A 24027-nucleotide genomic window follows, 5' to 3' on the forward strand; every position below is an offset into this window, starting at 1 on the left:
TGGCCACAAGCCGGCAACGGCGCCTGGGAGGTGCGGTGATGCGCGTGCTGTTCACCAGCCGAGCCAAGCACGATTATCTCACTGACGCCCTCACGCTCCTGCACGGGTGGACCCGCGAGGGTGAGCAGATCCGCCGCACCCTGGTCATGGACGACTCCCAGCACGCGGCGCTGACCGAACGGATCAAGGTGGTCGCCGACGCGCTGCGGCTGCGGCCGGACATCAGCCGGCGGGACACCGAGACGCGCATCCGGGTCGGCCACGGCGACGGCGAGCCGCTCACCGAGGGTGAGGTGCTCCTCGCCGCCCGGATCGAGGACGCGTACCGCGCGGTGACCGAGGACTGACGCCGGCCACCGGGTCGGCCTGTCACACCGGCCACCGTATCGACCGTGCCTGCCGGCCACCGGGTCGGCTCAGCGCGCCGGTCGCCGCATCGGCTCGCCCTGCGTGGTGGGCAGTCCCAGCACCTGGCGTACCGCCAGCTCGGTGGCCGGATCGGGGTGCTGCCCGGCCTGCGCCACGATCTGGAGCAGCTTGCCCCGGTCGGGTTCCCCGTCGGCGTTCCGCCAGGCCGGCTCGTCCTGCTCCATCTCGGTGAGCATCCGTTCCATCGCCGGTCGTACCGTCTCCGGCCAGGGCTCCCGGCGCAGCCGGAACCACATGTCGGTGTGCGTGGCCTCGGCCCGCCGGACCGCGTCCCGCAGCGTGGCCGGGGGAGCCGCCGGCGCGTCGGCCACCAGCGCGGTCCGGGTCTCCGCCCAGTCCCGGGTGGCCAGCAGGTAGCCGAGCTGCGCCGGGTCGAGCACCGTGCCGTCCATCCGGAGCGGCCGGGACAGGGCCTGCGGCGCGGTCAGGTAGCAGGTGATCGTGGGATCGGTGGACCAGTCGACCCGGGTCGGCAGGTACCAGCTCAACCGCACCTCGGCGGGCAGCCCCAGCGGATCCACGACGTAGCTGCGTTGCCGCTGCCGGCACAGCTCCTCCGCCCGCTGGGAGAGCACCGCCGCCCCCGGGTACCGCTCGTCGGCGGACCGTTCGTACGCGGGGAAGTCGTCGACGTACTCGGCCTGGTGCGGGGTGTCACACGGCACCCGGGTGACCTGCTCGGGCGCGGTCCGGCTGGCGGTCGCGCCGGTGGGAACCCGGAAGCAGTCCCCCACCCGCAGGGCGCGCAGCCCGGTGTCCGGGGCGGAGCCGGTCCAGGTGACGCCCCACGCCACCAGCCCGGCCAGCAGCCACCCTCCGCACAGCACCAGCCCCGCGACCACCAGGCCCTTCCCCCGCTCGCCGTCGCGCCGGATCCGGCGCAGCGCGAACCCGGCGGTGACCAGGGCGAGCACGCCGCCCAGCAGGCCGAGGACGAGGGTGACGACGGCCAGCCGGTTCAGCCGGCCCCGCTCGGTCGGCCGCTGCGGCCACGGCTCCCAGTCGCCGACGGCGGTGGGGCCGGCGCGACCGGTCGGGGCCGCCTGCTCGTCACCGGTCGGCGTCGACTGCCCCCGCGCCTCGTCGCTGGGTTGCGTCTTGGAATGTTCGCTGGTCACGCCGCTGCCCTCCCCCGTCGCCCGCGTCCGGCCAGGCATGGCGAGACTAGTCGACCGGACCAACCGACGGGGAACGGCGGAGGCTGGCGGCCACCTCCTACCGTGGGATCCATGGCAAATGTGACGTACGACCGCAAGGAGCAGTTCCAACAGATCCAGAGTGGACTGCTCGACGGGGAACAGATCATCGCCGTCTACGACGCCGTCGGCACCGGCACCGGGTTCATCGGCCTGACCGACCGGCGGGTGATCATCCAGGACCGCTCCTTCGTGGGCAAGCGGTACGCGATCACCAGCATCCCGTACTCGAAGATCACCAGCGTGAGCGTGGTGAGCAACAAGTCATGGGGCGGGGAGTTCTTCTCCACCGGCTCGATCGCGGTGCACGTCGGCACCCACACCTACGAGGTGGAGTTCCGGGGCGCACAGAAGAGCCACCACGTGCACAACGTGATCCTGCACTACATCTCCTGACCCGCGCCCCGTCCGCCGGCACCACCGCCCGCGGCGGCCGGCTCCCGGTCGGCGGGGGCGGTGCCGGTGGCGATCAGGGCGTCCAGGATGTCCCGGGCCGCGGCGAGCCGCTGCATCGACGCGGTGATCCGCGCCCGCTCCTCGGCCAGGCCGTCGAGCAGTTCGGGACAGGTGGGGGCGAGCACCGTGGTGTCGTCCGGCACACAGGGCAGGATCTCGGCGATCACCGCCGTGCCGAGCCCGGCCGAGAGCAGCAGCCGGATGTGCCGCACGGTGGTCAGGGCCTGCTCGCCGTAGTCGCGGTAACCGCTCGACCGCCGGTCGGGCCGCAACAGGCCCTGTTCCTCGTAGTACCGCAGGGCCCGGGTGCTCACCCCGGCCCGCCGGGCCAGTTCACCGATCCGCATGCCCACAGGAGACCGCGGACTTGACCTTCACGTCAACGTGAAGGTCTACCGTCCTCGGCATGAGCGATCGACAACTCACGTACCGTGACCCGGTGGCGGTGCTCGGCCTGGGTCCGATGGGCCGGGCGCTCGCCGCCACCCTGATCTCCGCCGGGATTCCGACGACCGTCTGGAACCGTACCCCGCACCGGGCCGAAGCCCTCGTCGCGCGGGGCGCGACGGCCGCGTCGACCGTCACCGGGGCGGTGCGGGCCGCCGCCCTCGTGGTCACCTGCCTGCGGAACCCGGCGGCGGTCGACAGCGTGCTGGCCGGGCACGGCGACTGGGCCGGACGGACGGTCGTCGACGTCACCACCAGCCGACCGGACGAGGCCCGCAGGCTGTCGGACTGGGCCGACGGCCACCGCGTCCACCTGGTGAAGGGAGCCATCCTGACCCCGACCCCGACGATCGGCACACCGGCCGCCATCACGCTGTGGTGCGGCGACCGACCCGCCTTCGACGCCGCCCTGCCCGTCCTGGCCACCTTCGGCGGCGCCCCCGCCCACCTCGGCACCGACCCGGGCGCGGCGGCGGCGTACGACATGGCGCTGCTCGACCTGTTCGGCACCGCGGTCAGCGGACTGACCCACGCCTTCGCGCTGGCCTCGGCCGAGGGCGTCGCCCCCCGGTCGTTCGCCCGGTACGCCGCCGGAATCGCCCCGATGCTCGGCGAGATGACGACCCGCTTCGCCGACCAGCTCACCGAGGAGCGGTTCCCCGGCGACCGGTCCACCATCGCCTCGGCCCACTCGGGCATCACCCACGTCATCGAGACCGCCGACACCCACGGGATCGACTCCGCGGTGCTGCGCGCCGCCCGGTCGGTCATCGCGGAGGCCGTCACCGCCGGCCACGGCGAGGACGGTCTCGCCCGGCTGGCCCGGTTCCTCACACCGGCCTGCTCCGCCTGACCTCGGAGCCGGGCGGCCCTGCGATACTCGTCCGCATGCGGAGCGATCTGTCCAGTGTGGTCCGGCGACTGCTCCGTCCCGACGGCCGGCGGGCCCGCTGGCTCCGCCGCGCCGTCGTGACGGTCGTCGCCGGCGCGGTGCTGCTGACCGGTGGCACCGTGGCGAGCATCGCCTGGATCCGTGGCCACGCCGACGGGCACCTCTTCGCCGAGCAGGACGTCCCCGAGGCACCGGTCGCCCTGGTGCTGGGCACGATGGTGCGGTCCGACGGCACACCGTCGCCGTTCCTCACCGCCCGTCTGGAGATCGCCCGCCGGCTGCTCGCCGCCGGCCGGGTCCACGCCATCCTGCTCTCCGGCGACAACATGCACCCGGACTACGACGAGCCGACCGCGATGCGGCGCTGGCTGCTCGCCCACGGCGTGCCGGCGGAACGGGTGGTGCTCGACTACGCCGGTTTCGACACCTACGACTCCTGCGCCCGCGCCAAGCGGATCTTCGGGGTGGACCGGGCCACCGTCGTGACCCAGTCCTTCCACCTGCCCCGCGCCGTGGCGGTGTGCCGGCGGCTCGGCATCGACGCCAGCGGGGTCGGCGACGACACCGCCCGCGCGGACGACCGCACGTGGTGGATCAGCTCCACCCGCGAGTACGGCGCCTGCGTGAAGGCCGCCCTCGACCTGCTGTCCGGGCGCGACCCGGTGCACCTCGGCCGCCGGGAGACCGGTGTGGACGACGCGTTGCGCGACAGCTGACCGGGCCGCCGGCCGCACGGCGCGGTGGGCGTCCGCACGGCGCGGTGGGCGCAGGAGCCCGACGCGGTGGGCGCAGGAGCCCGACGCGGTGGGCGCAGGAGCCCGACGCGGTGGGCGCAGGAGGCCCGCTACGGCGCGGTGGCCCGCAGCGCCCGCCCTACAGCCGCTTGGTCATCCGGACGGCGGTCACCTCGAACCCCATCTGCTCGTAGAGCGCCCGCGCGCCGGTGTTGAACCCGAACACGCTCAACCCGATGGCGACCACGCCCAGCTCCCGGCACACCCGCTCGGCGGCCTCGATCATCGCCCGGCCGTAGCCCCGGCGACGCAGTTCCTCGCGTACCTCGAAGTCGTAGCCGAAGGCGTGCAGGCCGTCGGACTTCTGCTCCAGGTGCAGCCAGAGCATGCCGACCTCGTCGGCGTCGGCGTACGCCGTCCACAGCCGGTGGCCCTCGGTGGCCAACCCGTCGGGCAGCAGGTTCCGGTAGTCCTGCCGGGCCTTCTCCTGCGCGTCCGGCAGCGGCATCGCCCCGGAGGCGGCGATGTTGCGCGCGTACTCCCCCTCGGCGCGCTCCCGGTAGCGGAGATACTGCTCGTCGGTCATCGGTTCCAGTCGCAAGGTCACCACCCCGCCACCGTAGGGGCAGCGCCACCCCGCCCGCAGCCCCGGGGCACGACGGCGTTCTGCTAGTCATGACCACATGCGGTACGACCCCCGGCGGCACCTCTGGGCCGCGCTCTCCGTCGCCGAGGTGGGCGCGTCGCTCGCCGGCTGCCCGGCACGCTGGTGGCTCTCCGGCGGGTGGGCCGTCGCCCACTGGTGCGGCGGGCCGGGCCGACCGCACGGCGACATCGACGTCAGCACCCTGCGGCCGGTACTGCCCACCCTGCTGCGCGCCCTGCCGGCGGGCCTGCGACCGTTCGCGGCCCGACGGGGACACCTGTCCCCGCTGGCGGAGCGTCCGGACGACCCCGAGGTGCACAACATCTGGGTGTACGACACCGGTCGGGACCGCTTCGTCCTCCAGATCAACGTGGAGGACGGGGACGGTTCGGGCTGGCGCTACCGACGCGATCCACGGATCAGCCTCCCCTGGGAGGCGGCGGTGGGGTGGGTCGACGGCGTACCGACCGGGACGCCCGTCACCCAGCTGCTGTGGAAGTCACGCGACCCGTGCCCCCGGGACGAGCACGATCTGGACGTCGCCCACCGCCTGCTGGGCCCCGCCCAGCGGCGGTGGCTGCGCGCAGCGGTCCGCCGGGCGCACCCGCACTCACCGTGGTCGGACGACCCCCGGCTGGCCCACCCCTGACCCGCGCCGGGGGTCGGTCAGCGGGGCACGCGCAGGTCCAGGAACATCACGTGCAGCCCCACCGGGCCGTGCTCGGCGTGGTCGAACGCCCCGGGGACGGTGGCGAGCACCCGGAAACCCAACGAACGCCACAGCCGGACCGCGACCTCGTTCGTCTCGACGACCGCGTTGAACTGCATGCTCCGGTAGCCGCCGGCCCGCGCCCAGTCGACGACGTGCTCACCGAGAGCGCGTCCGACGCCCCGCCCGCCGTGCCGGGGATCGACCATGAAGCTGGCCGTGGCCACGTGTGCGCCCCGCCCCGGCCGGTTCGGTCCCATCTTCGCGCTGCCCAGGACGGTCGTCCCGTCCACCGCGACGACGGTACGGCCCGGCGGGGACTCCATCCACCACCCGTGCGCCTCTTCCCGCGACAGGTCCTCCGGGAACGCGTACGAGCGGCCCTGCGCCACGATCTCCCGGAAGAGGGGGTAGATGGCCGGCCAGTCGCCGTCGTCGGCGTCACGGATCACCACCGGTCCACCGTAGGGCCGTGCCAACGGGCCGGGCAACACGATTCCGCCGGCCTTCGCGCGGAGAGGATCAGACGCGGAACTGCTCGAACATCACCTCGTAGCCGTCGGGGTCAAGGCCGTAGAAGATCTCGGCGAACCCCACGTCCTCCGGCTCCAACGTGACGGGGAGACCTTCGCGTCGCCAGATCTCACGCGCTGCCGCCAGGTCAGGAGTCGGCACCACGAGGACGACACCGCTACCGAGCGGACCCGACCGGGCAGCTCGCTCGCGCTCCGCGTGGTGATACCCGTGGGAATGACGGCTGGAGAGGACGAGCCAGGTGTGGCCGAACGTCAGGTACCTCAGCATCGGCTGATCTTGATTCGGGATCTGCCGGAACCCGACCTGGCGATAGAGCGCGACCGACCGCTCCAGATCGTCGACCCGGAGTCCGACCTTCAACTGCCTCGCGCCGGCGACCATGGCTTCAGGCTAGTCACCCGGCGGCGCGGGCGTCGGCGGCGCGGCGCATGGCGAGCCACAGGTGGCCCTGTTCGATCGCGTCGTCGAGGGCCACGTGGGTGTGCCGAGCCGGCCCGAACCAGTCGCGGGGCATCGTGCGTTTGGTGGTGCCCCGGAAACTGCCACCGAGCACCGCCATCGCGTACGACTTCAGGTCGAGGGCGGAGTGCGAGAACGGGCTACCGCCGGTGAACCGGACCAGGTACCAGTAGATGAACATGAAGTCGTACGCGGCCGGATAGCCCACGAACACCGGCCTGCCCGGCAGCGCTTCGAGCCAGCCGCGGTATTCGGTCATCGCCTCGCCCGGCTCGCGGAGGTCGGACCGGCAGGCCTGCCACGCCTCAGGGTTCCCCGCCCACCAGGCCATGGTCTCCGGATCCGCGCTGGCCCCGGGAAGGGTCGCGAGATTGGCGGTGTAGGTGCCGACCATCGTGCCGTCGGCCCGGAAGGCCGCCGAACCGAAGCTCAACAGCGAACTGCAGCCCGGGATCGGCCCGTCCGCCTCGACATCCGTGCTCACGTAGATTTCGGTCACGCGCGGACAGTAACCGGCCGGCGGGTCACCGCTCAGACATTGAATCTGAACTCGACCACGTCGCCGTCCTGCATGACGTACTCCTTGCCCTCGATCCGGACCTTGCCGGCGGCCTTCGCCGCCGCCATCGAGCCGGCCGCGACCAGGTCGTCGTAGGAGACCACCTCGGCCTTGATGAAGCCGCGCTGGAAGTCGCTGTGGATCACTCCGGCGGCCTCCGGGGCGGTCGCGCCGACCGGCACGGTCCAGGCTCGCGCCTCCTTCGGCCCCGCCGTCAGGTACGTCTGGAGCCCGAGCGTGCGGAAGCCGACCCGGACGAGCTGGTCCAGCCCCGGCTCGGACTGCCCGATCGACTCCAGCAGCTCGCGGGCCTCGTCCTCGGGCAGGTCCACCAGCTCGGATTCGATCTTGGCGTCCATGAAGACGGCCTCGGCGGGGGCCACCAGGGCGCGCAGCTCGTCGAGGAAGGCGGCGTTGCCCAGTTCGGCCTCGTCGACGTTGAAGACGTAGAGGAACGGCTTGGTGGTGAGCAGGTGCAGCTCCCGCAGGTGCTCCAGCTCGATCTTGGCGGCGGCGGCCCCGGCGTACAGGGTGGTGCCGCCGTCGAGCACCTCGACGGCCTGCTTCGCGGCGGCCACGGCGGCGGCCCGGTCCTTGCGGAGCTTGGCCTCCTTCTCCAGCCGGGGCAGCGCCTTCTCCAGGGTCTGCAGGTCGGCCAGGATCAGCTCGGTGTTGATCGTCTCGATGTCGTCGGCCGGCGAGACCTTGCCGTCGACGTGCACCACGTTCGGGTCCGAGAAGGCCCGCACCACCTGGCAGATGGCCGAGGCGTCCCGGATGTTCGCCAGGAACGCGTTGCCCCGGCCCTGCCCCTTCGACGCCCCCCGGACCAGGCCGGCGATGTCGACGAACGACACCGGCGCGGGCAGCACCTTCTGCGACGAGAAGATCTCGGCGAGCTTGTCGAGCCGCGCGTCCGGCAGCCCCACCACCCCGACGTTGGGCTCGATCGTGGCGAACGGGTAGTTCGCCGCGAGCACGTCGTTCTTGGTCAACGCGTTGAACAGGGTGCTCTTGCCGACGTTGGGCAGGCCGACGATGCCGATGGTGAGACTCACGACGGGCCAGCTTACGCCGTCGGCCACCGGCCCCCGGCAGGCAGCCCCGTCGGGACCGCCGCAACGGCTCAGGCGGTGAGCAGCCGGGGCCCGGTCCGGGTCTCCCGCACCCCGCCGGCACCGTCCGGCACCACCTCGGACGCGGCCACCCCCGGCCGGTCGGCGACCGCCTCGGCCGGTCGGGTACCCCGGTGGACCCGGCCCCGCCCCGCCCGGGTCACCCGGCGAGTCGCCAGTCCGCCCCGCCGTCGGCCGATCCGGGCAGCTCCCCGGCCGCCGCGAGCGGCAGGGTGAGCCGGTCCCCGGCGCTCGGGCCGGCCCGTTCGGACTCGCCGAGCATCCAGCGCACCTCGTCCGGCGTCCAGCCCAGCCCCCGCCGGCCGGCGATCTCCCGGACCAGCCGCCGGCCGACCCGGGTGTCGTCGTCGTAGAACCGCATGCACCAGTGGTGTGTCCACATGCCCAGCGCCCGCAGACCGGCCGCGTCGAGGGAGCCGACCAGCCGGCCACAGGCGGTGTCGGCGAACGGCCGCGCCGGATCGTCGGCCCGGTCCCGTTCGATCGCGCCGAAGGCGGCCGGCGCGACCACCCGCATCCGGTCGTAGAGGCCCTGCACGGCGGCATCGTCCGGCCGCACCTGCCCTGACCGAGGGTCGCCCCGCCCGGTCACGCTCGCCATCGCCGCACCCTTCTGGAGTTGGTGCCGGGACGCTACCGGCCACGACCGACACTTTCCGGCGGGAAACTGCCCGCGATTCCAGGGATAGCTGCGGTGAGCTGGGGCGTCTGTATCGGTGACAGACAACGACGGGAGGGTGGGTGGACGAGGACGATCGAGCCCGACTGGCCGAGTTCGTGGCCAGCCGGGCACCGGCCCTGATGCGGGTCGCGTACCTGCTCACCGGGGACCGGCACGCCGCTGAGGACCTGTTCCAGTCGGCGCTGGCCAGGACCATTCCGAGGTGGCGTGACCTGCGCCACACCGATCCGGAGGGTTACCTGCGCACGGTCATGTACCGAGAGCAGGTCAGCTGGTGGCGGCGGCTGCGCCGGTACCGGGAGACGTTGCTCACCGGCGGCGACGACCGGGCCGGGCCGGACCTGTTCGGCGGCACCGACGTGCGGCTGGCGATGCGGGCCGCGCTGCGGGCGCTGCCGCCGACCCAGCGCACGGTCGTGGTCCTGCGCTACTACGAGGACCTGACCGAGACCCAGGTGGCCGCCGCGCTCGGCTGCTCGGTCGGCACCGTGCGCAGCCGCACCCACCGGGCCGTGGCCCGGCTGCGGCAACTCCTGCCGGACATCGAACTGCTGGAGGTACGGCGGTGACCACGCCCCTGGAGAACCTCATCCGCGCCACCCTCTCCGACCTCGCCGAGGAGGCACCGACAGTGCACGACCAGTTGAACCGGGCGGAACGCCGGGCCCGGTCCCGCCGCCGCGCCACGATCACGATGAGCGCGGCGGGTGTCCTCGCCGCCATGCTGATCGCCACCCCGATCGCGATGGCCGCCAGCGGCAACGGGGACGCCCCGCCCGCCGCACCGGCCTCCACGCCGAGCGGGCCGCCCGCCGCCCCCGTCCCGGCAGCGGTGACCGACCCCCCCGTCGACCAGGACGCCCGGACCGGTCGCGACGGTGGGCCGGCGGCCCCCGTACCGGCCCGGAGCACCACCGCGTCCCCGGGCGTGCCGGCCTCGACCGCGGTACCCGCGACGTCCACGCCGGCACCGCCCGCCATCCCCGCGTCGCCCGCCCCGGCGACGACCGCCGTGCCCGTGTCGCCCGTTCCCGCGTCGCCCGCGCCACGCGTCGACGGGCCGCGGACCGGCCCGGTCACCGCGCCGGTCCCCGCCCGGAGCGCACCGCCCGTCGACCAGGGCCCCGCGACCGGCCCTGTTCCCGCGCGCTGACGCACGGCCGCCCCACCCCGGTGCGGTCCGGGGTGGGGCGGTCACCGCCGCCCGCACGCTCAGGTCCGTTTCCCGCGAGCCAGCGCCGGTGAGCTGCGGGCATGATCGGTGGCGTGGAGTTGGACTTCGAACGGTGCTATCGCGCCGTGGACAGCCGTGACCAGCGGTTCGACGGCTGGTTCTACACGGGCGTCACGTCGACCGGGATCTACTGCCGGCCGTCCTGCCCGGCGATCACACCGAAGCGGCGTAACGTCCGCTTCTTCCCGTCGGCGGCCGCCGCGCAGGGGGCCGGCCTGCGGGCCTGCCGCCGGTGCCGGCCGGACGCCGCGCCCGGCTCACCGCAGTGGGACGTCCGCGCCGACGTGGTGGGCCGCGCCATGCGGCTCATCGCCGACGGGGTGGTCGACCGGGACGGGGTACCCGGGCTGGCCGCCCGGCTGGGTTACACGCCACGGCACCTGCACCGGATGCTCCGGGCGGAACTGGGTGCCGGCCCCCTGGCGCTGGCGCGGGCGCAACGTGCCCAGACCGCCCGGACGCTGATCGAGACCACCGGGCTGGGCCTGGCGGAGGTGGCGTTCGCGGCCGGGTTCGGCAGCGTGCGGCAGTTCAACGACACCCTCCGCCAGGTGTACGGGACGGTGCCGTCGCAGTTGCGTACCGGGCGGGGCGGCCCACCGACGCCGGGCGGGGCGGGCACCATCACGCTCCGGCTGGCGTACCGGCCGCCGCTGCACGCCGCCGCCCTGCTGGGGTTCCTGGCCGCCCGGACGTTGCCCGGCCTGGACGAGGTGCGCGACGGGACGTACCACCGGGTCCTGCGGCTGCCGCACGGCCCGGCGCAGGTCGCGTTGACGCCGACGACCGGGTACGTGGTGGCGACGCTGCGCCTGGCCGACCTGCGGGACCTGGCCCCGGCGGTGGCCCGGTGCCGTCGCCTGTTCGATCTGGACGCCGATCCGGAGGCGGTCGACCAGACGCTGTCCGCCGATCCGGCCCTGGCCGGGGTGGTCGCCGCCGAACCCGGCGTGCGCGTGCCCCGGGCGGTGGACGGTTTCGAGACGGCGCTGCGGGCCGTCGTCGGCCAACAGGTCTCCCTCCCCGCCGCCCGCACCACCCTCACCCGCCTCCTCGCCCACACCGCCCCCGGTCCCGGTCCCGGTGATCAAGAGCCGTGCGTCACGGCGAGCGCCTCCCGACGACGTGAACCTCTTGATCACCCCGCCGGGGCGGGCGGGGACGGTGGGGCGGGCGCGGACGGCGAGACGGCGGGTGGGGACAGCAAGGCGGTGGCCAGCGGGGGTGGGCGGGGGGTGTGGGGGTTTCCGGGGGCGGAGGAGGTGCTGGGGTTGCCGGACGCGGCGTTCGGGATGCCGGTCGCGCGGCGGGAGACGATCCGGGCGCTGGCCCGGGCGGTCGCCGCCGGTGAGGTGGACCTGGAGCCCGGCGGCGACCGGGCGGAGACCGTACGACGGTTGACCGCGCTGCCCGGGATCGGCCCGTGGACCGCCGGCTACCTGGCCATGCGGGCGCTCGGCGACCCCGACGTGCTGCTCCCCACCGACCTGGCGGTCCGTCGGGGCGCCGCCGCCCTCGGCCTGCCCGACTCCCCCACCATCCTCGACACCTACGCGGACCGCTGGCGACCCTGGCGGTCGTACGCGGTGATCAGACTCTGGAGAGCGGCATGACGACCATCGACACCACCACCATCGACACCCCGACCGGCCCGCTCAGCGTGCTGGTCGACCCGGACGGCGCGGTCCGGGCCGCCGGCTTCACCGCCGTGCCGGAGAGCCTGCTGCCGCTGGTGCACCCGACCCTGCGCGGTCCGCTCCGGCCGCACGCCGACCTCGGCCCGGTGACCGTCGCCGTGCACGCCTATCTTGACGGGGAGCTGACCGCGATCGACAAGGTGCCGGTGACGCAGCACAGCGGCGGGGTGTTCCTGACCCACGCCTGGGACGTCCTGCGCGACGTCGCACCCGGCGAGCCGGTCACCTACACCGCCTACGCCGCGCTGGCCGGCCGGCCCGCCGCGGTCCGGGCGGCCGCCGCCGCCTGCGCCCGCAACGCCGCCGCCCTCTTCGTCCCCTGCCACCGGGTGCTGCGCACCGACGGAACCCTGGGCGGCTACCGGTATGGGCTGGCGGTGAAGACGTGGTTGCTCGGCCACGAGCGCCGGCTGACGGCAACCTGACAGCCGAATCGACGCCGATCGACGCTACCGTCGGGTAGTGCCTGCGCAGCGCGACGGCGACCCGGCCCCGGGGGCGGACGGCCGGGGATGGCCGCTGCGCAACCTCTGGCGGCTGCGTCGCTACCTCCGCCCGTACGCCCCCGCGTACGCCCTGCTCCTGCTGGCCGCGTTGGCCGCCACCGGGGCGGGTCTCGCCGTACCGCTGGTGGTGCAGCGGGTGGTGGACGGGCCGATCGCCCGGCACGACCCGGCCGGGCTGGTGCGGCTCGGCGGGCTGGCCCTGCTGCTCGGGCTCGTCGAGGCGGTGTTGATCTTCATTCGCCGGTGGAGCCAGTCCTCCTCCTCGGTCGGCATGGAGGCGACCATCCGGGCCGACCTCTACGCCCACCTGCAACGGCTGCCGGTCGGTTTCCACGACCGCTGGCAGTCCGGGCAGTTGCTGTCCCGCGCCACCAGCGACCTGTCGGTGCTCCGCCGGTTCCTCTCCTTCGGGCTGCTCTTCCTGGTGCTCAACCTGGTCACCTACGTCGCCGTGGTGGTCCTGCTGGCCCGGCTGCACGGGCCGCTGACCCTGCTGGTGGCGGCCTGCGCGGTGCCGCTGTTCGTGATCAGCCGCCGGTTCGGACGGCGCTACCACGCGGCCTCCCGACGGATGCAGGACCAGCAGGGCGACGTGGCCACCCTGGTCGAGGAGACCGCGCAGGGGCTGCGCACCATGAAGGCGTACGGCCGGGGGCCGGAGCTGGCAGACCGGTTCGCCCGACGGACCCGCACGCTGCACGACACCGGGGTCGGCAAGGGCGTCCTGCAGGCCCGCGCCTCGGCGCTGTTCGACCTGGTGCCCAACCTGACCCTCGGCGCGGTGCTGGTCGGCGGGGCGACGCTGGTCGCCCGGGACGCGCTCACCATCGGCGAGCTGGTCGCCTTCGTCAGCCTCCAGCTCATGCTGATCTGGCCGGTGCAGTCGCTCGGCTGGATCATCGCCAACGGGCAGGAGGCGGCGACCGCGGCGGACCGGATCCAGGAGGTGCTGGACACCCCGCCGTCGATCGTGGACGCCCCGGACGCCGTACCGCTGGCCCGGTCGCAGGTGCGCGGGCAGCTCCGCTTCGAGCGGGTGTCCTTCCGCTACCCGGGCAGCGTCGAACCGGTGCTGCGGGAGATCGAGCTGACCGTCGAGCCGGGCGAGACACTGGCCCTGGTCGGGGCGACCGGCTGCGGCAAGAGCACCCTGCTCTCCCTGGTCCCCCGGCTGCACGACGTGACCGACGGCCGGATCACCCTGGACGGGCACGACCTGCGGGCGGTACGCCTGGACTCGCTGCGCCGGCTGGTCGGGGTGGCCTTCGAGGAGCCGACCCTGTTCTCCATGTCGGTGTGGGAGAACCTCACCCTGGGCCGCCCGGACGCCGACGCCGACGAGGTCCGAGCCGCGTTGACGCTGGCCCAGGCTGATTTCGCGTACGACCTGCCGTGGGGGTTGGCGACCCGGGTCGGCGAGCAGGGCCTGTCGCTCTCCGGCGGGCAGCGGCAGCGGCTGGCGCTGGCCCGGGCGGTGCTCGGCCGACCGGCGCTGCTGGTCCTGGACGACCCGCTCTCCGCGTTGGACGTGCAGACCGAGGCGCTGGTCGAGGCGGCGCTGCGCCGGGTGCTGCGGGACACCACCGCGCTGCTGGTGGTGCACCGGCCGTCGACCGTGGCGCTGGCCGACCGGGTGGCGCTGCTCGACGGTGGTCGGATCATCGCCGTCGGCCGGCACTCCGAGCTGCTGGCCACGGTGCCGGCGTACCGGGCGGTGCTCGCCGCCGACCCGTCGGCGACGCCGGGCCTGGTGCGCTCGTGAGCCCCCGACCGCGCCGGTGGCGCGGCACGGCCGGGAGCAACGACCGTCCGCCCCGGCAGCACCCGCCGACCGGGAGCGACGACCGGTCCGTCACCGCGTTGGCGCACTGGCGGGGCCGGGCCACCGACCCGGACGCCGACCGCAGCCACGCCGAGGACGACTCGCCCGAGGCGATGGCCCGGCTGCGGGGTCGCAGCCGGGCGCTGCTGCGGGACCTGCTCCGCCCGCACCGCCGACCGCTCGGCGTGGCGGTGGCCCTGCTGCTCGCCCAGAACGCCGCCGCGATGGCCGGGCCGTACCTGGTCATGCTCGGTATCGACCGGGCGGTGCCGCCGCTGCGCGACGGCGACCCGGGTCCGTTGGCCGCCGTCGCGGGCGCGTTCGCCGTCGCGGCCGTCACCGAGTACACTGCCCGGCGGGGCTACCTCGTGCGCTCCGCCCGGATCGGCCAGGCCGTCCTGCTCGATCTCCGCCAGCGGGTGTACGGCCACCTGCTGACCCTCTCGGTCGGCTTCCACGAGCGGTACACCTCGGGTCGGGTGGTGTCCCGGCTCACCAGCGACGTGGACTCCATCGCCGAGCTGGTCGACGGCGGGATCGACACCCTGGTCGCCGCCGCGCTGTCGGTGCTGTCGGTCGCCGCCATCCTGCTCTGGCTGGACCTGCCGCTGGCGGCGGTGACCCTGCTGGCGTTCCCCTTCCTGTTCTGGCTGTCCCGCTGGTTCGCCCGCTCCTCGGCGCACGCCTACCGGCGCAGCCGGGAGGCGATGGCCCTGGTGATCGTCCACTTCGTGGAGTCGCTGCGCGGTATCCGCGCGGTGCAGGCGTTCCGCCGCGAGCCGCGCAACCAGCAGATCTTCGGCGCGGTCAACGACGAGTTCCGGCGGGCCAGCCTGCACGGGTTCCGGCTGATCGCCACCTACTCGCCGGGGATCAAGGTGATCGGCAACGTCACCGTGGCGTCGGTGCTCGGGTACGGCGGCTGGCGGGTGCTGGGCGGTGACACCGAGCTGGGGGTGCTCGCCGCGTTCCTGCTCTACCTGCGCCGGTTCTTCGAGCCGATGCAGGAGCTGAGCCAGTTCTACAACTCCCTCCAGTCGGCGACCGCCGCCCTGGAGAAGCTGGCCGGGGTGCTGGACGAGCGGCCCGGGGTGCCCGAGCCGACGTCACCGGTGCCGTTGCCGGCCGGGCCGGGCCGGGGCGCGGTGACCTTCCGCTCGGTCTCCTTCGGCTACCGGCCGCAGACGCCGATCCTGGCCGGGCTGGACCTGGACGTGCCGGCCGGGCAAACGGTGGCCCTGATCGGCCCGACCGGCGCGGGCAAGTCGACGGTGGCGAAGCTGCTCGCCCGCTTCCACGACCCGGACGACGGCACGATCGAGCTGGACGGCGTGGACCTGCGGAAGCTGGCCGACGCCGACCTGCGGCGCGCGGTGGTACTGGTGACCCAGGAGAACCACCTGTTCGGCGGCTCGGTGGCGGAGAACATCCGGTTCGGCCGACCGGACGCCACCGACGCCGCGGTCCGGGCGGCGGCGCGGGCGATCGGGGCGCACGACTTCATCGCCGCCCTGCCCGACGGGTACGACACCGACGTGCACCGGCGCGGCGGCCGGCTCTCCGCCGGGCAACGGCAGCTCGTCGCGTTCGCCCGCGCGTTCCTGGCCGACCCCCGGGTGCTGATCCTGGACGAGGCCACGTCGTCGCTGGACGTGCCGACCGAACGGCTCGTCCAGCGGGCGCTGGCCACCGTGCTGCGGGACCGCACCGCGCTGGTGATCGCGCACCGGCTCTCCACCGTGGAGACCGCCGACCGGGTGCTGGTCGTCGACTGCGGACGGATCGTCGAGGACGGTCCGCCGGCCCGGCTCGCCACCACCGACGGCCGGTACGCCGCGCTGCACCGGCAGTGGCGCGACTCGCTGGTCTGAGTGCGCCCGGGCGGGGCGTCCGCGATCCCCGACGGCGGTTAGACTCGGCTCTCGTCGATCGGCCGCACCCCCGGCCACCTCCCGGTACCCCCGGGGCGGCCGGGCAGGGCCGGTCGGATCGCCGGGCATACGGGGAGGTTGCGGCGTGCGGATTCGTGGGCGAGCGGTGCTGGCAGCGGCGTTGGCGCTGGGCACGGTGGGAACGTCGGGGGTGGCACTGGCCGTCGGTAGGCCCGCCGACCCGGCCGTCGCCACCGGCTCGACCGGCGGGGCCTGGTCCGCCGGGTCGGTCCCGGTCGCCGCGGAGGTCCCGGCGGCGACCCGCGCCGGCACCGCCGGGCGGGCCACGGCTTCGGCCGCCCCGCCCCCGGCGCCGGTGGTGACCCGTCCGGCGGCGCAGGTGGCGCAGGCCGCGCCCGCCTCGGTGGGCTACCTGAGCGGTCGCTACCGGGTCACCCCGGGCGAGGCCGCCCGCCGGCTCGCCCTCCAGGAGTTGTCCGCGCCGCTGGCCGACACGCTCGCCGCCCGCTTCCCCGGTTCGTACGCGGGGATGTGGCTGGACCAGGCGGGCGGCGGGGTGCTCACCATCGCCGCCACCGATCCGACGCCGGTCGCCGCGGCGGTCGCCGGGCTGCCGGACGCCCGGCACGTCACCGTCGTCCCGGTCCGCCACTCGCGGCGTGACCTCGACGCGGCGGCGACCCGGCTGGCCGGCACGCTGGGCGTCACCGCCGGTCGGGACGTGCTGGTCGACGAGCGGGCCAACACGGTACTGGTGCTCACCGGCGACGCGGTGCCGGCCGACGACGCCCGGCTGGCCGGTGCGCTCGGCTCGGCCGGGGTGCCCGTCCGTGCCCAGGCCCGCCTCGACGGCGCCACGATCCCCAAGGCGTGCGACCCGCGCTACTGCCCGCAGCCGCCGATGCGCGGCGGCATCCGGCTGGACGTGCCCCGCGACGACGGCACCGTCGGCGGCTGCACCAGCGGGTTCAACGTCCGGGCGAAGTCCGGGCGGTACTACGTGCTGACCGCGGGGCACTGCGTGGTCGGCGGCCGGCACCAGCGCGTGGACGACACCTGGCACCAGTTCCTGGGGCCGAAGGTGCCGGTGGGCGTCGAGTCGACCAACCCGGTGCTGGCCGAGAACGACTTCCCCCACGACTACGCGGTCCTGCCGTACGCCGAGGGTGCGGCGACCCGGTGGGCGTACCCGAGGCGCAGCGTCGGCAGCACGCCCAGCCTGGTGAACTACTGGTGCGTGGCCGACAATCCGGCCTGCGCCGGCAAGGGTAGCCGGGACGTGCCGGTCACCGGTGTCACGCCGTACGCCTCGGTGCAGGCCGGCTGGGTGGTCTGCGCCACCGGATCGGCGTACACCCCGAAGGCCGGCGAGCAGTACGTCGACTCCGGGGCCGGGGCCGGCTACCTGCCGGGCACCCGCTGCGGCGAGGTCATCGGCAAGACCAGCGGCGGCATCGACGTGCGGGTCTGCGCCCGGCCGGGCGACAGCGGCGGCCCGCTGTTCACCGAGTCCGACGGGCGGGCGCTGGGCATCCTCAACAACGGCGACCCCGGCGAGGGCCCCTGCACCAACCCGAACGAGAAGAACACCTACGCGGCGGTCTCGGTGATCCTCGACCGGGTCAACGACCGCACCGGGCTCGACTTCCAGATCGCCACCAAGGGGCCGCTGCTCGCCCCGCCGACCACCTCCTCCCGCCGGTAGGGACGCCCACCCGACAGGACCCGTCCGACCACACCGGGTAAAGCCGGTGGGCGGGCGGTCGGTGGCTGCCTACGATCGACCGATGACTGACACGGCGAGGACGGCCCGCGCCGGTGTTCCCGAACGTCCCACCCTGGACGGCATCGAGGAGCGCTGGGCGCGTCGCTGGCAGGAGGAGGGCACGTACGCGTTCGACCGGGCGGGGGCGACCGTAGCGGGTCGCGGGGCGACGGCGGGGACGCCGGCCCGCCGGGGCCGGGGCGACGACGTGTACTCCATCGACACCCCGCCGCCGACGGTCTCCGGCGAGCTGCACATGGGGCACGTCTTCTCGTACACGCACACCGACACGGTGGCCCGGTTCCAACGGATGCGGGGCCGCAACGTGTTCTATCCGATGGGCTGGGACGACAACGGCCTGCCCACCGAACGCCGGGTGCAGAACGTCCACGGTGTGCGCTGCGACCCGTCCCTGCCGTACGACCCGGCGTGGCAGCCGCCCGACACCCCGGTCACCGAGGCCCGCCGCCGGGAGCCGACCCCGATCTCCCGCCGCAACTTCGTCGAGTTGTGCGAACGGCTGACCGCCGACGACGAGCAGGTCTTCGAGGCGCTCTGGCGGCGGCTCGGGCTGTCGGTGGACTGGTCGCTGACGTACACCACGATCGGGCGGACGGCCCGGGCCACCTCGCAACGGATGTTCCTGCGCAACCTGGCCCGGGGTGAGGCGTACCAGGCAGAGGCGCCGACGCTCTGGGACGTCGGCTTCGGCACCGCCGTGGCCCAGGCGGAGCTGGAGGACCGGGAGCGCCCGGGGGCGTACCACCGGCTGCGGTTCGCCGGACCCGGCGGGCGGGAGGTGCTGGTCGACACCACCCGGCCGGAGCTGCTGCCGGCCTGTGTGGCGCTGGTCTGCCACCCGGACGACGAGCGCTACGCCGACCTGGTGGGCGCGTCGGCGCGTACCCCCGTGTTCGGGGTCGAGGTGCCGGTGCGGGCGCATCCACTGGCGGACCCGGGCAAGGGCACCGGCGTCGCGATGGTCTGCACGTTCGGTGACCTGACCGACGTGACGTGGTGGCGGGACCTGGCCCTGGAGACCCGGGTGGTGCTCGGCCGGGACGGTCGGCTGCTGGCCGGGCCACCGGCCGGGGTGCCGCCGGCGACCTACGCGGCGCTGGCCGGGCAGCCGGTCAACGCCGCCCGGCGGACCCTGGTGGAGCTGCTGCGGGAGGCCGGCGACCTAGTCGGCGAGCCGCGCGAGATCACCCATCCGGTGAAGTTCTACGAGCGTGGCGACCGGCCGTTGGAGATCGTCTCGACCCGGCAGTGGTACCTGCGCAACGGCGGGCGGGACGCCGCGCTGCGGGCGGAACTGCTGGCCCGGGGCGACGAGCTGCGCTGGGTGCCGGAGCACATGGCGCACCGCTACGCGCACTGGGTGGGCGGGCTGACCGGGGACTGGCTGGTCAGCCGGCAGCGCTTCTTCGGGGTGCCGGTGCCGGTGTGGTACCGGCTCGACGCCGTTGGCGAGCCGGACCACGCCAACCCTCTCACACCCCACGAGGCGTCGTTGCCGGTCGACCCGTCCGGTGAACCGCCGCCCGGCTACGACGAGTCGCAGCGCGGCGTGCCCGGCGGTTTCGTCGGCGACCCGGACGTGCTGGACACCTGGGCCACCTCGTCGTTGACGCCGCAGATCGTCGGCGGCTGGGAGACCGACCCGGAGCTGTTCGACCGGGTCTTCCCGATGGACCTGCGTCCGCAGGGGCAGGAGATCATCCGGACCTGGCTCTTCGCCACCGTGGTCCGCGCCCACCTGGAACACGGGGTGCTGCCCTGGCGGGACGCGGTGCTCTCCGGCTGGATCCTCGACCCGGACCGCAAGAAGATGTCCAAGTCCAAGGGGAACGTGGTCACCCCGATGGCGCTGCTGGAGCAGCACGGCTCGGACGCGGTCCGCTACTGGGCGGCCAACGGCCGGCCCGGCATGGACCTGGCCTTCGACCCGGCGCAGATCCGGGTGGGCCGGCGGCTGGCCACCAAGCTGCTCAACGCGTCGAAGTTCGCGCTCGGGCTGGGTGCCGCCGACGCGCTGCGCGCCCCGGCCACCACCCCGCTGGACACCGCCATGCTCGCCGAACTCTCCACCGTGGTCGCCGCCGCCACCGCCGCCTTCGACGGGTACGACCACACGGCCGCGTTGCAGGCCACTGAGGCGTTCTTCTGGCGGTTCTGCGACGACTACATCGAGTTGGTGAAGGAACGCGCCTACGGGACCGGTCCGGGGGCCGACTCGGCCCGTGCGGCGCTGGCCACCGCCCTGTCCGTGCAGCTACGACTCTTCGCCCCGGTGCTGCCGTACGTGACCGAGGAGGTCTGGTCGTGGTGGCGGTACGGCTCGGTGCACCGGGCCACCTGGCCCACCACCTACGAGGTGGACCGGGCGATCACCGGCACCGGTGACCCGGCCCTGCTCCGGCTGGCCGGGGACGCCCTGGCCCAGGTCCGTCGGGCCAAGTCCGACCGCAGGCTGTCGATGCGGGCGGAGATCCCGCTGGCCGAGGCGCTGGGTCCGGCGGCCCTGCTCGACCAGCTCACTTTGATCGCCGACGACGTGCGCGCCGCCGGCCGGATCACCACCCTGGACCTGCTCCCCGACCGTACGCCCGAGTTGGTGATCGCCAGCGCCTTCTGACCGTCGACGGCCACCCGCCGACGTCGGGGTGGCGGTGCCCGTGCGGACACCGCCACCCCGACGGGTCGGTCAGCTGGTTTCTCCGGCGACGCTGAAGGAGCGGAGCCGGCTGATCGCCAGGACGGTGAAGCCGACGCTCACCAGGGCGGTCAACACGACCGCGACCGGCACCGAGACGGTCGTCGACAGCAGTGCCGTGGGGGCCATCCGGTCGGCCAGGGCGATCACCCACTGCTGGATCGACAGCACCCTGGTGCCGCTGACGAAGTTGCCCAGCAACCCCTCCCAGATGAGCACGTACACCAGGCCGAGCAGCACCGGCCGCCGGGTGACCAGGCTGAGCGCCAGGAACAGCGCCGAGTAGGCCAGCGCACCCAGCGCCGAGGCGGCGGCGAGGGCCAGGCCGAGGCGTACCGAGTCGGCCAGCACGCCCGCGACGTAGAGCGGCACGGCGACGGTGACCGCGCTGACCCCGGCGGCCACCGCGAGTTTCGGCAGCACGATCTGCCAGCGCGGCAGCGGCTTGGTCAGGATGTGCACCACCGTGCCGTCGTCGATCTCCGCGCCCAGCACGCCGGTGCCGACGATGAGCGCCACCACCGGCAGCACCACGGCCAGGCCGAGGCCGACCAGCACCGGCGGCGCCCACTCGCCCGGGTCGACCCCGAGTGACCGGCAGAGGACGGCGAGCAGCACCAGCACCGCCGGCAGCGGCAGCAGCATGAGGAACCGGCGACGGCCGAAGAGCCCACGCGCGGTGATCCAGGAAACGGTCGACATCAGGCCTCCACCAGGTAGGAGAAGACGCTCTCCAGGGACTCGTCCTCGGGGGTCAACTGCCGGACCCGGATCTGCCGGGCGAGCGCGATCTTGGGCAGCGCCCGGGTGAACGCGCCGTAGTCGCCGGCCCGTACGGTCAGGCCGGTCCGGTCCAACTCGACGCCGGTGACCGACGGGTCGGCCATCAGCGCCACGGCCAGCGCCCGGTCGTCGGTGGAGCGGACCGCGAAGACGTGCGGCCGGTTGGTCATCAGCCGACGGATGGTCCGGAAGTCGCCGGAGGCGGCCAACCGGCCGGCCACCATCACCTGCACCGTGCCGGAGACCTGCTCGACCTCCTCCAGGATGTGCGAGCTGAACAGGATCGTCCGCCCGGCGTCGCCGAGGGAGTGCAGCAGGCCCATCATGTGCAGCCGCTGGCGCGGGTCCATCCCGTTGAACGGCTCGTCGAGCAGCAGCACCTGCGGGTCGTGCACCAGCGCGGCGGCCACCCGGGTGCGTTGCCGCATCCCCTTGGAGTACGTGCCGATCCGGCGGTCCTGGGCGTCGGTCATCTCGACCAGCTCGATCGCCCGGCGGGCCGCGGCCTCCGGTTCGGGCAGCCGGTGCAGCTTCGCACTGGCCAGCACGAACTCCTTGGCGGTGAGGAAGGAGTGCACCGCCTCCCGCTCGCTGACCAGCCCGAGGTGGCGGTAGACACCGGGATTGCGCCAGGTCGACTCGCCGTCGAGGGTGAGCGTGCCCCGGGACGGGGCGAGGAAGCCGGCCATCATGTGCAGCAGGGTGGTCTTGCCGGCGCCGTTGGGGCCGAGCAGGCCGGTCACCCCGGAGCCCAGCCGCATGGTGACGTCGTTGACCGCCACCACGTTGCCGTACCAGCGGGAGACCCCGACGAGATCCAGGGTGCTGGTGGTGACCGCCGGCCGGGCGTCGGTGTCGAGTGTGGTCATCGGGCGGCCACCTTCCGGTATCGCAGCAGCAGCAGGGCGGTGCAGGCGCCGACCAGCAGCACGGCGGCGGCCGCGTAGACCGGGCCGAAGCCGCCGATCGGCAGCCCGCCGCCCTGGTCCGCGGGCACCAGCAGGTCGCCGAGCGCCCAGGTGCCCACCCCGCCGACCAGCGTCGACGGGGAGGCCAGGAAGGCCAGCTCGTTGACGGCCCGGGACGGCAGGATCGACAGCACCCCGACGACCGGGGTGGTCATCAGGAAGACCGCCACGATCCCACCGGCGGCGAAGGCCCGCTTGCCGGTGAGCGAGGCGACCAGCAGGCCGATCGAGGCGAAGACCACCGCCCACAGGCCGGCGTAGAGCAGGCCGGGCAGCAGGTCCAGCAGTTCGTTCCAGGTCCCGCGCAGACCGTCGGAGGTGGTGAACGCCGCGGCCAGGAACATCAGCAGCTGCGGTCCACCGAGCAGCAGCCAGAGCGCGCTGGCCAGGGAGAGCAGCTTGGCCAGCGCGTAGTCGTCGCGCGGCAGCGGCCGGGAGAAGTAGAGCGGGAGTACGCCGCTGCGCAGGTCCCGGGAGACCAGTTCGGGGGCGGCCACCGCGACGAAGAAGATGACCAGCCAGCTCATCGAGTCGGCGAACTGGGCGTAGGTCATCACCACCTGGCCGAGTTGGCTGCGGACGGCGGCGAGGCCGGCGGCCACCACGGTCACGATGCCGACCACCAGCCAGGGGAAGATCTTCGCCTTGGCGCTGCGGCCCAACCCGAAGACGGTCCGCAGGCCGTGCAGGTAGAGCGCGCCGAAGACGTGCCGGCGGCCCAGCCGCGGGCCGGTGTACCGCTGGTAGCCGATGTCGTGGATGACGCCGGTCGGCTCAGGCATTGCTGGGCTCCCTCGGGGCGAAGAGTTCGGCCACCCGGTGCCGGCGCTGGTCCAGCCGGTGCAGCGGCAGGTCCAGCTCGGCGACCACGCCGAGGATCAGGTCGTAGGTGCGCTCGTCGGCCAGGGGGACGAGCAGCATCCGGCCGTCGCGGGTCACCGGCAGGTCGAGCGCGGCGAGCCGCCCGGCCAACTGGTCGGTGCCCTCGCTGACCTCGACGGCGAGCAGGTCGGTGGCCGAGGTCATCGCGTCGATCCGGTCGGCGCGCAGGAGCCGGCCGCCGTCGATGGCGATCAGGGTGTCGCAGATCCGCTCCACCTCGCCCAGCAGGTGCGAGCAGACCAGCACGGAGATGCCGAACTCGGTGCCGATCCGGTGGACCAGGGCGAGCATGGCGTCCCGGCCGGCCGGGTCGAGGCCGTTGGTGGGCTCGTCGAGCAGCAGCAGGTCCGGGTCGTGCACCAGGGCCTGGGCGAGCTTGACCCGCTGCTTCATCCCGGTGGAGTAGCCGCCGACCGGCCGGTACCGCTCCTCGTAGAGACCGACGTGCCGCAGCGTCTCGGAGGCGCGTTCGCGGGCCACCGTCCGGGGCAGGCCGCTCATCCGTCCGAGGTGGGTGACGAGTTCGGCGGCGGACAGGTCGGGTGGGAGCGCCTCGTGCTCCGGCATGTAGCCGACCCGGGCGCGGACCGCCGCCGGGTCGGTGGTGGGGTCGAGGTCGAGCACGGAGACCCGTCCGCTGGTCGGCGGGAGCAGGCCCAGCAGGATCTTTATCAGGGTCGACTTGCCGGCGCCGTTGGCGCCGACCAGTCCGATGATCCCCGGCTCGACCGCGACGGTGAGGTCGGCCAACGCGGTGACCCGGCCTCCGTACGTCTTGGTCAGCGACTCGGTCGCGATCAGTGTCACGCCGCCAGCCTAGGGAGCCGCCACCCTGGTGGGCATCCGGAATCGCCCGGGGTCGCCCCTGATTCCCAGCCCA

The 24027-nt window shown here is 74.1% G+C and carries 25 protein-coding genes and 2 pseudogenes; 14 read left to right on the plus strand and 13 right to left on the minus strand.

Features of this window, described 5'->3' with window-relative positions; all coding sequences use genetic code 11:
- The first annotated feature begins 38 nt into the window (after positions 1-38).
- Complete coding sequence (locus O7612_RS25675; protein WP_282268061.1) at positions 39-347, plus strand: 4a-hydroxytetrahydrobiopterin dehydratase; 309 nt, start codon at positions 39-41, stop codon at positions 345-347.
- Positions 348-416: 69 nt separating this feature from the next.
- On the opposite strand, the gene O7612_RS25680 is transcribed toward O7612_RS25675, so the two are convergent.
- Positions 417-1547, minus strand: a complete 1131-nt coding sequence (locus tag O7612_RS25680) for a DUF4190 domain-containing protein (protein WP_282268062.1) — start codon at positions 1545-1547, stop codon at positions 417-419.
- A 111-nt stretch (positions 1548-1658) separates the two neighbouring features.
- Here O7612_RS25680 and O7612_RS25685 point away from each other — a divergent pair, with 111 nt between their 5' ends.
- Complete coding sequence (locus O7612_RS25685) at positions 1659-2021, plus strand: PH domain-containing protein (RefSeq protein WP_067313722.1); 363 nt, start codon at positions 1659-1661, stop codon at positions 2019-2021.
- Here the strand turns inward: O7612_RS25685 and O7612_RS25690 are convergent.
- Positions 2009-2428 carry a MerR family transcriptional regulator gene (locus O7612_RS25690; protein ID WP_282268069.1) on the minus strand — a complete coding sequence of 140 codons (420 nt, stop codon included), beginning with the start codon at positions 2426-2428 and terminating at the stop codon, positions 2009-2011. The two genes, O7612_RS25685 and O7612_RS25690, sit on opposite strands and share 13 nt — an antisense overlap.
- Before the next feature lie 59 nt (positions 2429-2487).
- Here O7612_RS25690 and O7612_RS25695 point away from each other — a divergent pair, with 59 nt between their 5' ends.
- Positions 2488-3381: an NAD(P)-binding domain-containing protein gene (locus O7612_RS25695; RefSeq protein ID WP_282268071.1), complete on the plus strand. Its 894-nt coding sequence runs from the start codon at positions 2488-2490 to the stop codon at positions 3379-3381.
- A gap of 35 nt (positions 3382-3416) precedes the next feature.
- Complete coding sequence (locus O7612_RS25700; RefSeq protein WP_282268073.1) at positions 3417-4136, plus strand: ElyC/SanA/YdcF family protein; 720 nt, start codon at positions 3417-3419, stop codon at positions 4134-4136.
- Positions 4137-4293: 157 nt separating this feature from the next.
- Here O7612_RS25700 and O7612_RS25705 read toward each other — a convergent pair whose 3' ends face one another.
- Positions 4294-4764 (minus strand): GNAT family N-acetyltransferase, encoded by a 471-nt coding sequence (locus O7612_RS25705; protein ID WP_282268075.1) that lies wholly within the window; start codon positions 4762-4764, stop codon positions 4294-4296.
- A gap of 73 nt (positions 4765-4837) precedes the next feature.
- On the opposite strand from O7612_RS25705, the gene O7612_RS25710 reads away from it, so the two are divergent.
- Positions 4838-5449 carry a hypothetical protein gene (locus O7612_RS25710; RefSeq protein WP_282268077.1) on the plus strand — a complete coding sequence of 204 codons (612 nt, stop codon included), beginning with the start codon at positions 4838-4840 and terminating at the stop codon, positions 5447-5449.
- Positions 5450-5466: 17 nt separating this feature from the next.
- Here O7612_RS25710 and O7612_RS25715 read toward each other — a convergent pair whose 3' ends face one another.
- The 6 genes from O7612_RS25715 to O7612_RS25740 all read right to left on the minus strand — a co-directional run bounded on the left by O7612_RS25715 (position 5467) and on the right by O7612_RS25740 (position 8717).
- Complete coding sequence (locus O7612_RS25715; protein ID WP_282268079.1) at positions 5467-5964, minus strand: GNAT family N-acetyltransferase; 498 nt, start codon at positions 5962-5964, stop codon at positions 5467-5469.
- 67 nt (positions 5965-6031) lie between these two features.
- Positions 6032-6427 (minus strand): VOC family protein, encoded by a 396-nt coding sequence (locus O7612_RS25720; RefSeq protein WP_282268081.1) that lies wholly within the window; start codon positions 6425-6427, stop codon positions 6032-6034.
- Between the two features lie 13 nt (positions 6428-6440).
- Complete coding sequence (locus O7612_RS25725; RefSeq protein ID WP_282268083.1) at positions 6441-7004, minus strand: exonuclease; 564 nt, start codon at positions 7002-7004, stop codon at positions 6441-6443.
- A gap of 32 nt (positions 7005-7036) precedes the next feature.
- A complete protein-coding gene (gene ychF / locus O7612_RS25730) occupies positions 7037-8122 on the minus strand; it encodes a redox-regulated ATPase YchF (RefSeq protein ID WP_282268085.1) in 1086 nt (361 codons plus the stop codon).
- Between the two features lie 68 nt (positions 8123-8190).
- Positions 8191-8343 (minus strand): hypothetical protein, encoded by a 153-nt coding sequence (locus tag O7612_RS25735; RefSeq protein WP_282268086.1) that lies wholly within the window; start codon positions 8341-8343, stop codon positions 8191-8193.
- Positions 8340-8717, minus strand: a complete 378-nt coding sequence (locus O7612_RS25740; RefSeq protein WP_282274056.1) for a hypothetical protein — start codon at positions 8715-8717, stop codon at positions 8340-8342. The genes O7612_RS25735 and O7612_RS25740 overlap by 4 nt, the downstream gene beginning before the upstream one ends.
- A 224-nt stretch (positions 8718-8941) precedes the next feature.
- On the opposite strand from O7612_RS25740, the gene O7612_RS25745 reads away from it, so the two are divergent.
- From O7612_RS25745 to valS, 9 genes and pseudogenes are all read left to right on the plus strand, one after another.
- Positions 8942-9451: a SigE family RNA polymerase sigma factor gene (locus O7612_RS25745; protein ID WP_282268088.1), complete on the plus strand. Its 510-nt coding sequence runs from the start codon at positions 8942-8944 to the stop codon at positions 9449-9451.
- The gene (locus O7612_RS25750) at positions 9448-10035 is read left to right on the plus strand and encodes a hypothetical protein (RefSeq protein WP_282268090.1); all 588 of its coding nucleotides are present in this window, start codon (positions 9448-9450) and stop codon (positions 10033-10035) included. Before O7612_RS25745 ends, O7612_RS25750 begins: the two co-directional genes overlap by 4 nt.
- Before the next feature lie 113 nt (positions 10036-10148).
- A pseudogene (locus O7612_RS29505) lies at positions 10149-11171 on the plus strand (DNA-3-methyladenine glycosylase 2 family protein); the annotation flags it as partial.
- A 177-nt stretch (positions 11172-11348) separates the two neighbouring features.
- A pseudogene (locus tag O7612_RS29510) lies at positions 11349-11729 on the plus strand (DNA-3-methyladenine glycosylase 2 family protein); the annotation flags it as partial.
- The gene (locus O7612_RS25760) at positions 11726-12238 is read left to right on the plus strand and encodes a methylated-DNA--[protein]-cysteine S-methyltransferase (RefSeq protein ID WP_282268091.1); all 513 of its coding nucleotides are present in this window, start codon (positions 11726-11728) and stop codon (positions 12236-12238) included. The pseudogene O7612_RS29510 and the gene O7612_RS25760, both read left to right, overlap by 4 nt.
- A 37-nt stretch (positions 12239-12275) precedes the next feature.
- Positions 12276-14081, plus strand: coding sequence for an ABC transporter ATP-binding protein (locus O7612_RS25765; RefSeq protein WP_282268093.1), 1806 nt, complete (start codon positions 12276-12278; stop codon positions 14079-14081).
- Between the two features lie 98 nt (positions 14082-14179).
- Positions 14180-16012, plus strand: coding sequence for an ABC transporter ATP-binding protein (locus tag O7612_RS25770; RefSeq protein WP_282274058.1), 1833 nt, complete (start codon positions 14180-14182; stop codon positions 16010-16012).
- A gap of 145 nt (positions 16013-16157) precedes the next feature.
- Entirely contained in the window at positions 16158-17738 is a 1581-nt protein-coding gene (locus O7612_RS25775; RefSeq protein ID WP_282268095.1) for a trypsin-like peptidase domain-containing protein, read from the plus strand.
- A gap of 82 nt (positions 17739-17820) precedes the next feature.
- Complete coding sequence (gene valS / locus O7612_RS25780) at positions 17821-20436, plus strand: valine--tRNA ligase (protein ID WP_282268097.1); 2616 nt, start codon at positions 17821-17823, stop codon at positions 20434-20436.
- A 69-nt stretch (positions 20437-20505) separates the two neighbouring features.
- On the opposite strand, the gene O7612_RS25785 is transcribed toward valS, so the two are convergent.
- Genes O7612_RS25785 through O7612_RS25800 form a run of 4 tightly spaced genes read right to left on the minus strand, consistent with a single transcriptional unit; the run spans position 20506 to position 23954 of the window.
- The gene (locus O7612_RS25785; RefSeq protein WP_282268099.1) at positions 20506-21216 is read right to left on the minus strand and encodes an ABC transporter permease; all 711 of its coding nucleotides are present in this window, start codon (positions 21214-21216) and stop codon (positions 20506-20508) included.
- On the minus strand, positions 21216-22166 hold the full coding sequence (locus tag O7612_RS25790; RefSeq protein ID WP_282268101.1) for an ABC transporter ATP-binding protein: 951 nt from the start codon (positions 22164-22166) through the stop codon (positions 21216-21218). Before O7612_RS25790 ends, O7612_RS25785 begins: the two co-directional genes overlap by 1 nt.
- Positions 22163-23047, minus strand: a complete 885-nt coding sequence (locus O7612_RS25795) for an ABC transporter permease subunit (RefSeq protein ID WP_282268103.1) — start codon at positions 23045-23047, stop codon at positions 22163-22165. The genes O7612_RS25790 and O7612_RS25795 overlap by 4 nt, the downstream gene beginning before the upstream one ends.
- A complete protein-coding gene (locus tag O7612_RS25800) occupies positions 23040-23954 on the minus strand; it encodes an ABC transporter ATP-binding protein (RefSeq protein ID WP_282268104.1) in 915 nt (304 codons plus the stop codon). Before O7612_RS25800 ends, O7612_RS25795 begins: the two co-directional genes overlap by 8 nt.
- Between the last annotated feature and the right edge of the window lie 73 nt (positions 23955-24027).

The organism is Micromonospora sp. WMMD987, assembly GCF_029581435.1.
GTDB lineage: Bacteria > Actinomycetota > Actinomycetes > Mycobacteriales > Micromonosporaceae > Micromonospora > Micromonospora rifamycinica.

What these genes read in the sequence shown, in the direction of transcription:
- O7612_RS25675 (WP_282268061.1), top strand. Translation starts at nt 39, where the DNA reads ATGCGCGTGCTGTTCACCAGCCGAGCCAAGCACGATTATCTCACTGAC.
- O7612_RS25720 (WP_282268081.1), bottom strand. Translation starts at nt 6,427, where the DNA reads ATGGTCGCCGGCGCGAGGCAGTTGAAGGTCGGACTCCGGGTCGACGAT.
- O7612_RS25785 (WP_282268099.1), bottom strand. Translation starts at nt 21,216, where the DNA reads ATGTCGACCGTTTCCTGGATCACCGCGCGTGGGCTCTTCGGCCGTCGC.
- valS (WP_282268097.1), top strand. Translation starts at nt 17,821, where the DNA reads ATGACTGACACGGCGAGGACGGCCCGCGCCGGTGTTCCCGAACGTCCC.
- O7612_RS25685 (WP_067313722.1), top strand. Translation starts at nt 1,659, where the DNA reads ATGGCAAATGTGACGTACGACCGCAAGGAGCAGTTCCAACAGATCCAG.
- O7612_RS25700 (WP_282268073.1), top strand. Translation starts at nt 3,417, where the DNA reads ATGCGGAGCGATCTGTCCAGTGTGGTCCGGCGACTGCTCCGTCCCGAC.
- O7612_RS25740 (WP_282274056.1), bottom strand. Translation starts at nt 8,717, where the DNA reads ATGCGGGTGGTCGCGCCGGCCGCCTTCGGCGCGATCGAACGGGACCGG.
- O7612_RS25690 (WP_282268069.1), bottom strand. Translation starts at nt 2,428, where the DNA reads ATGCGGATCGGTGAACTGGCCCGGCGGGCCGGGGTGAGCACCCGGGCC.
- O7612_RS25760 (WP_282268091.1), top strand. Translation starts at nt 11,726, where the DNA reads ATGACGACCATCGACACCACCACCATCGACACCCCGACCGGCCCGCTC.
- O7612_RS25710 (WP_282268077.1), top strand. Translation starts at nt 4,838, where the DNA reads ATGCGGTACGACCCCCGGCGGCACCTCTGGGCCGCGCTCTCCGTCGCC.
- O7612_RS25795 (WP_282268103.1), bottom strand. Translation starts at nt 23,047, where the DNA reads ATGCCTGAGCCGACCGGCGTCATCCACGACATCGGCTACCAGCGGTAC.
- O7612_RS25790 (WP_282268101.1), bottom strand. Translation starts at nt 22,166, where the DNA reads ATGACCACACTCGACACCGACGCCCGGCCGGCGGTCACCACCAGCACC.
- O7612_RS25695 (WP_282268071.1), top strand. Translation starts at nt 2,488, where the DNA reads ATGAGCGATCGACAACTCACGTACCGTGACCCGGTGGCGGTGCTCGGC.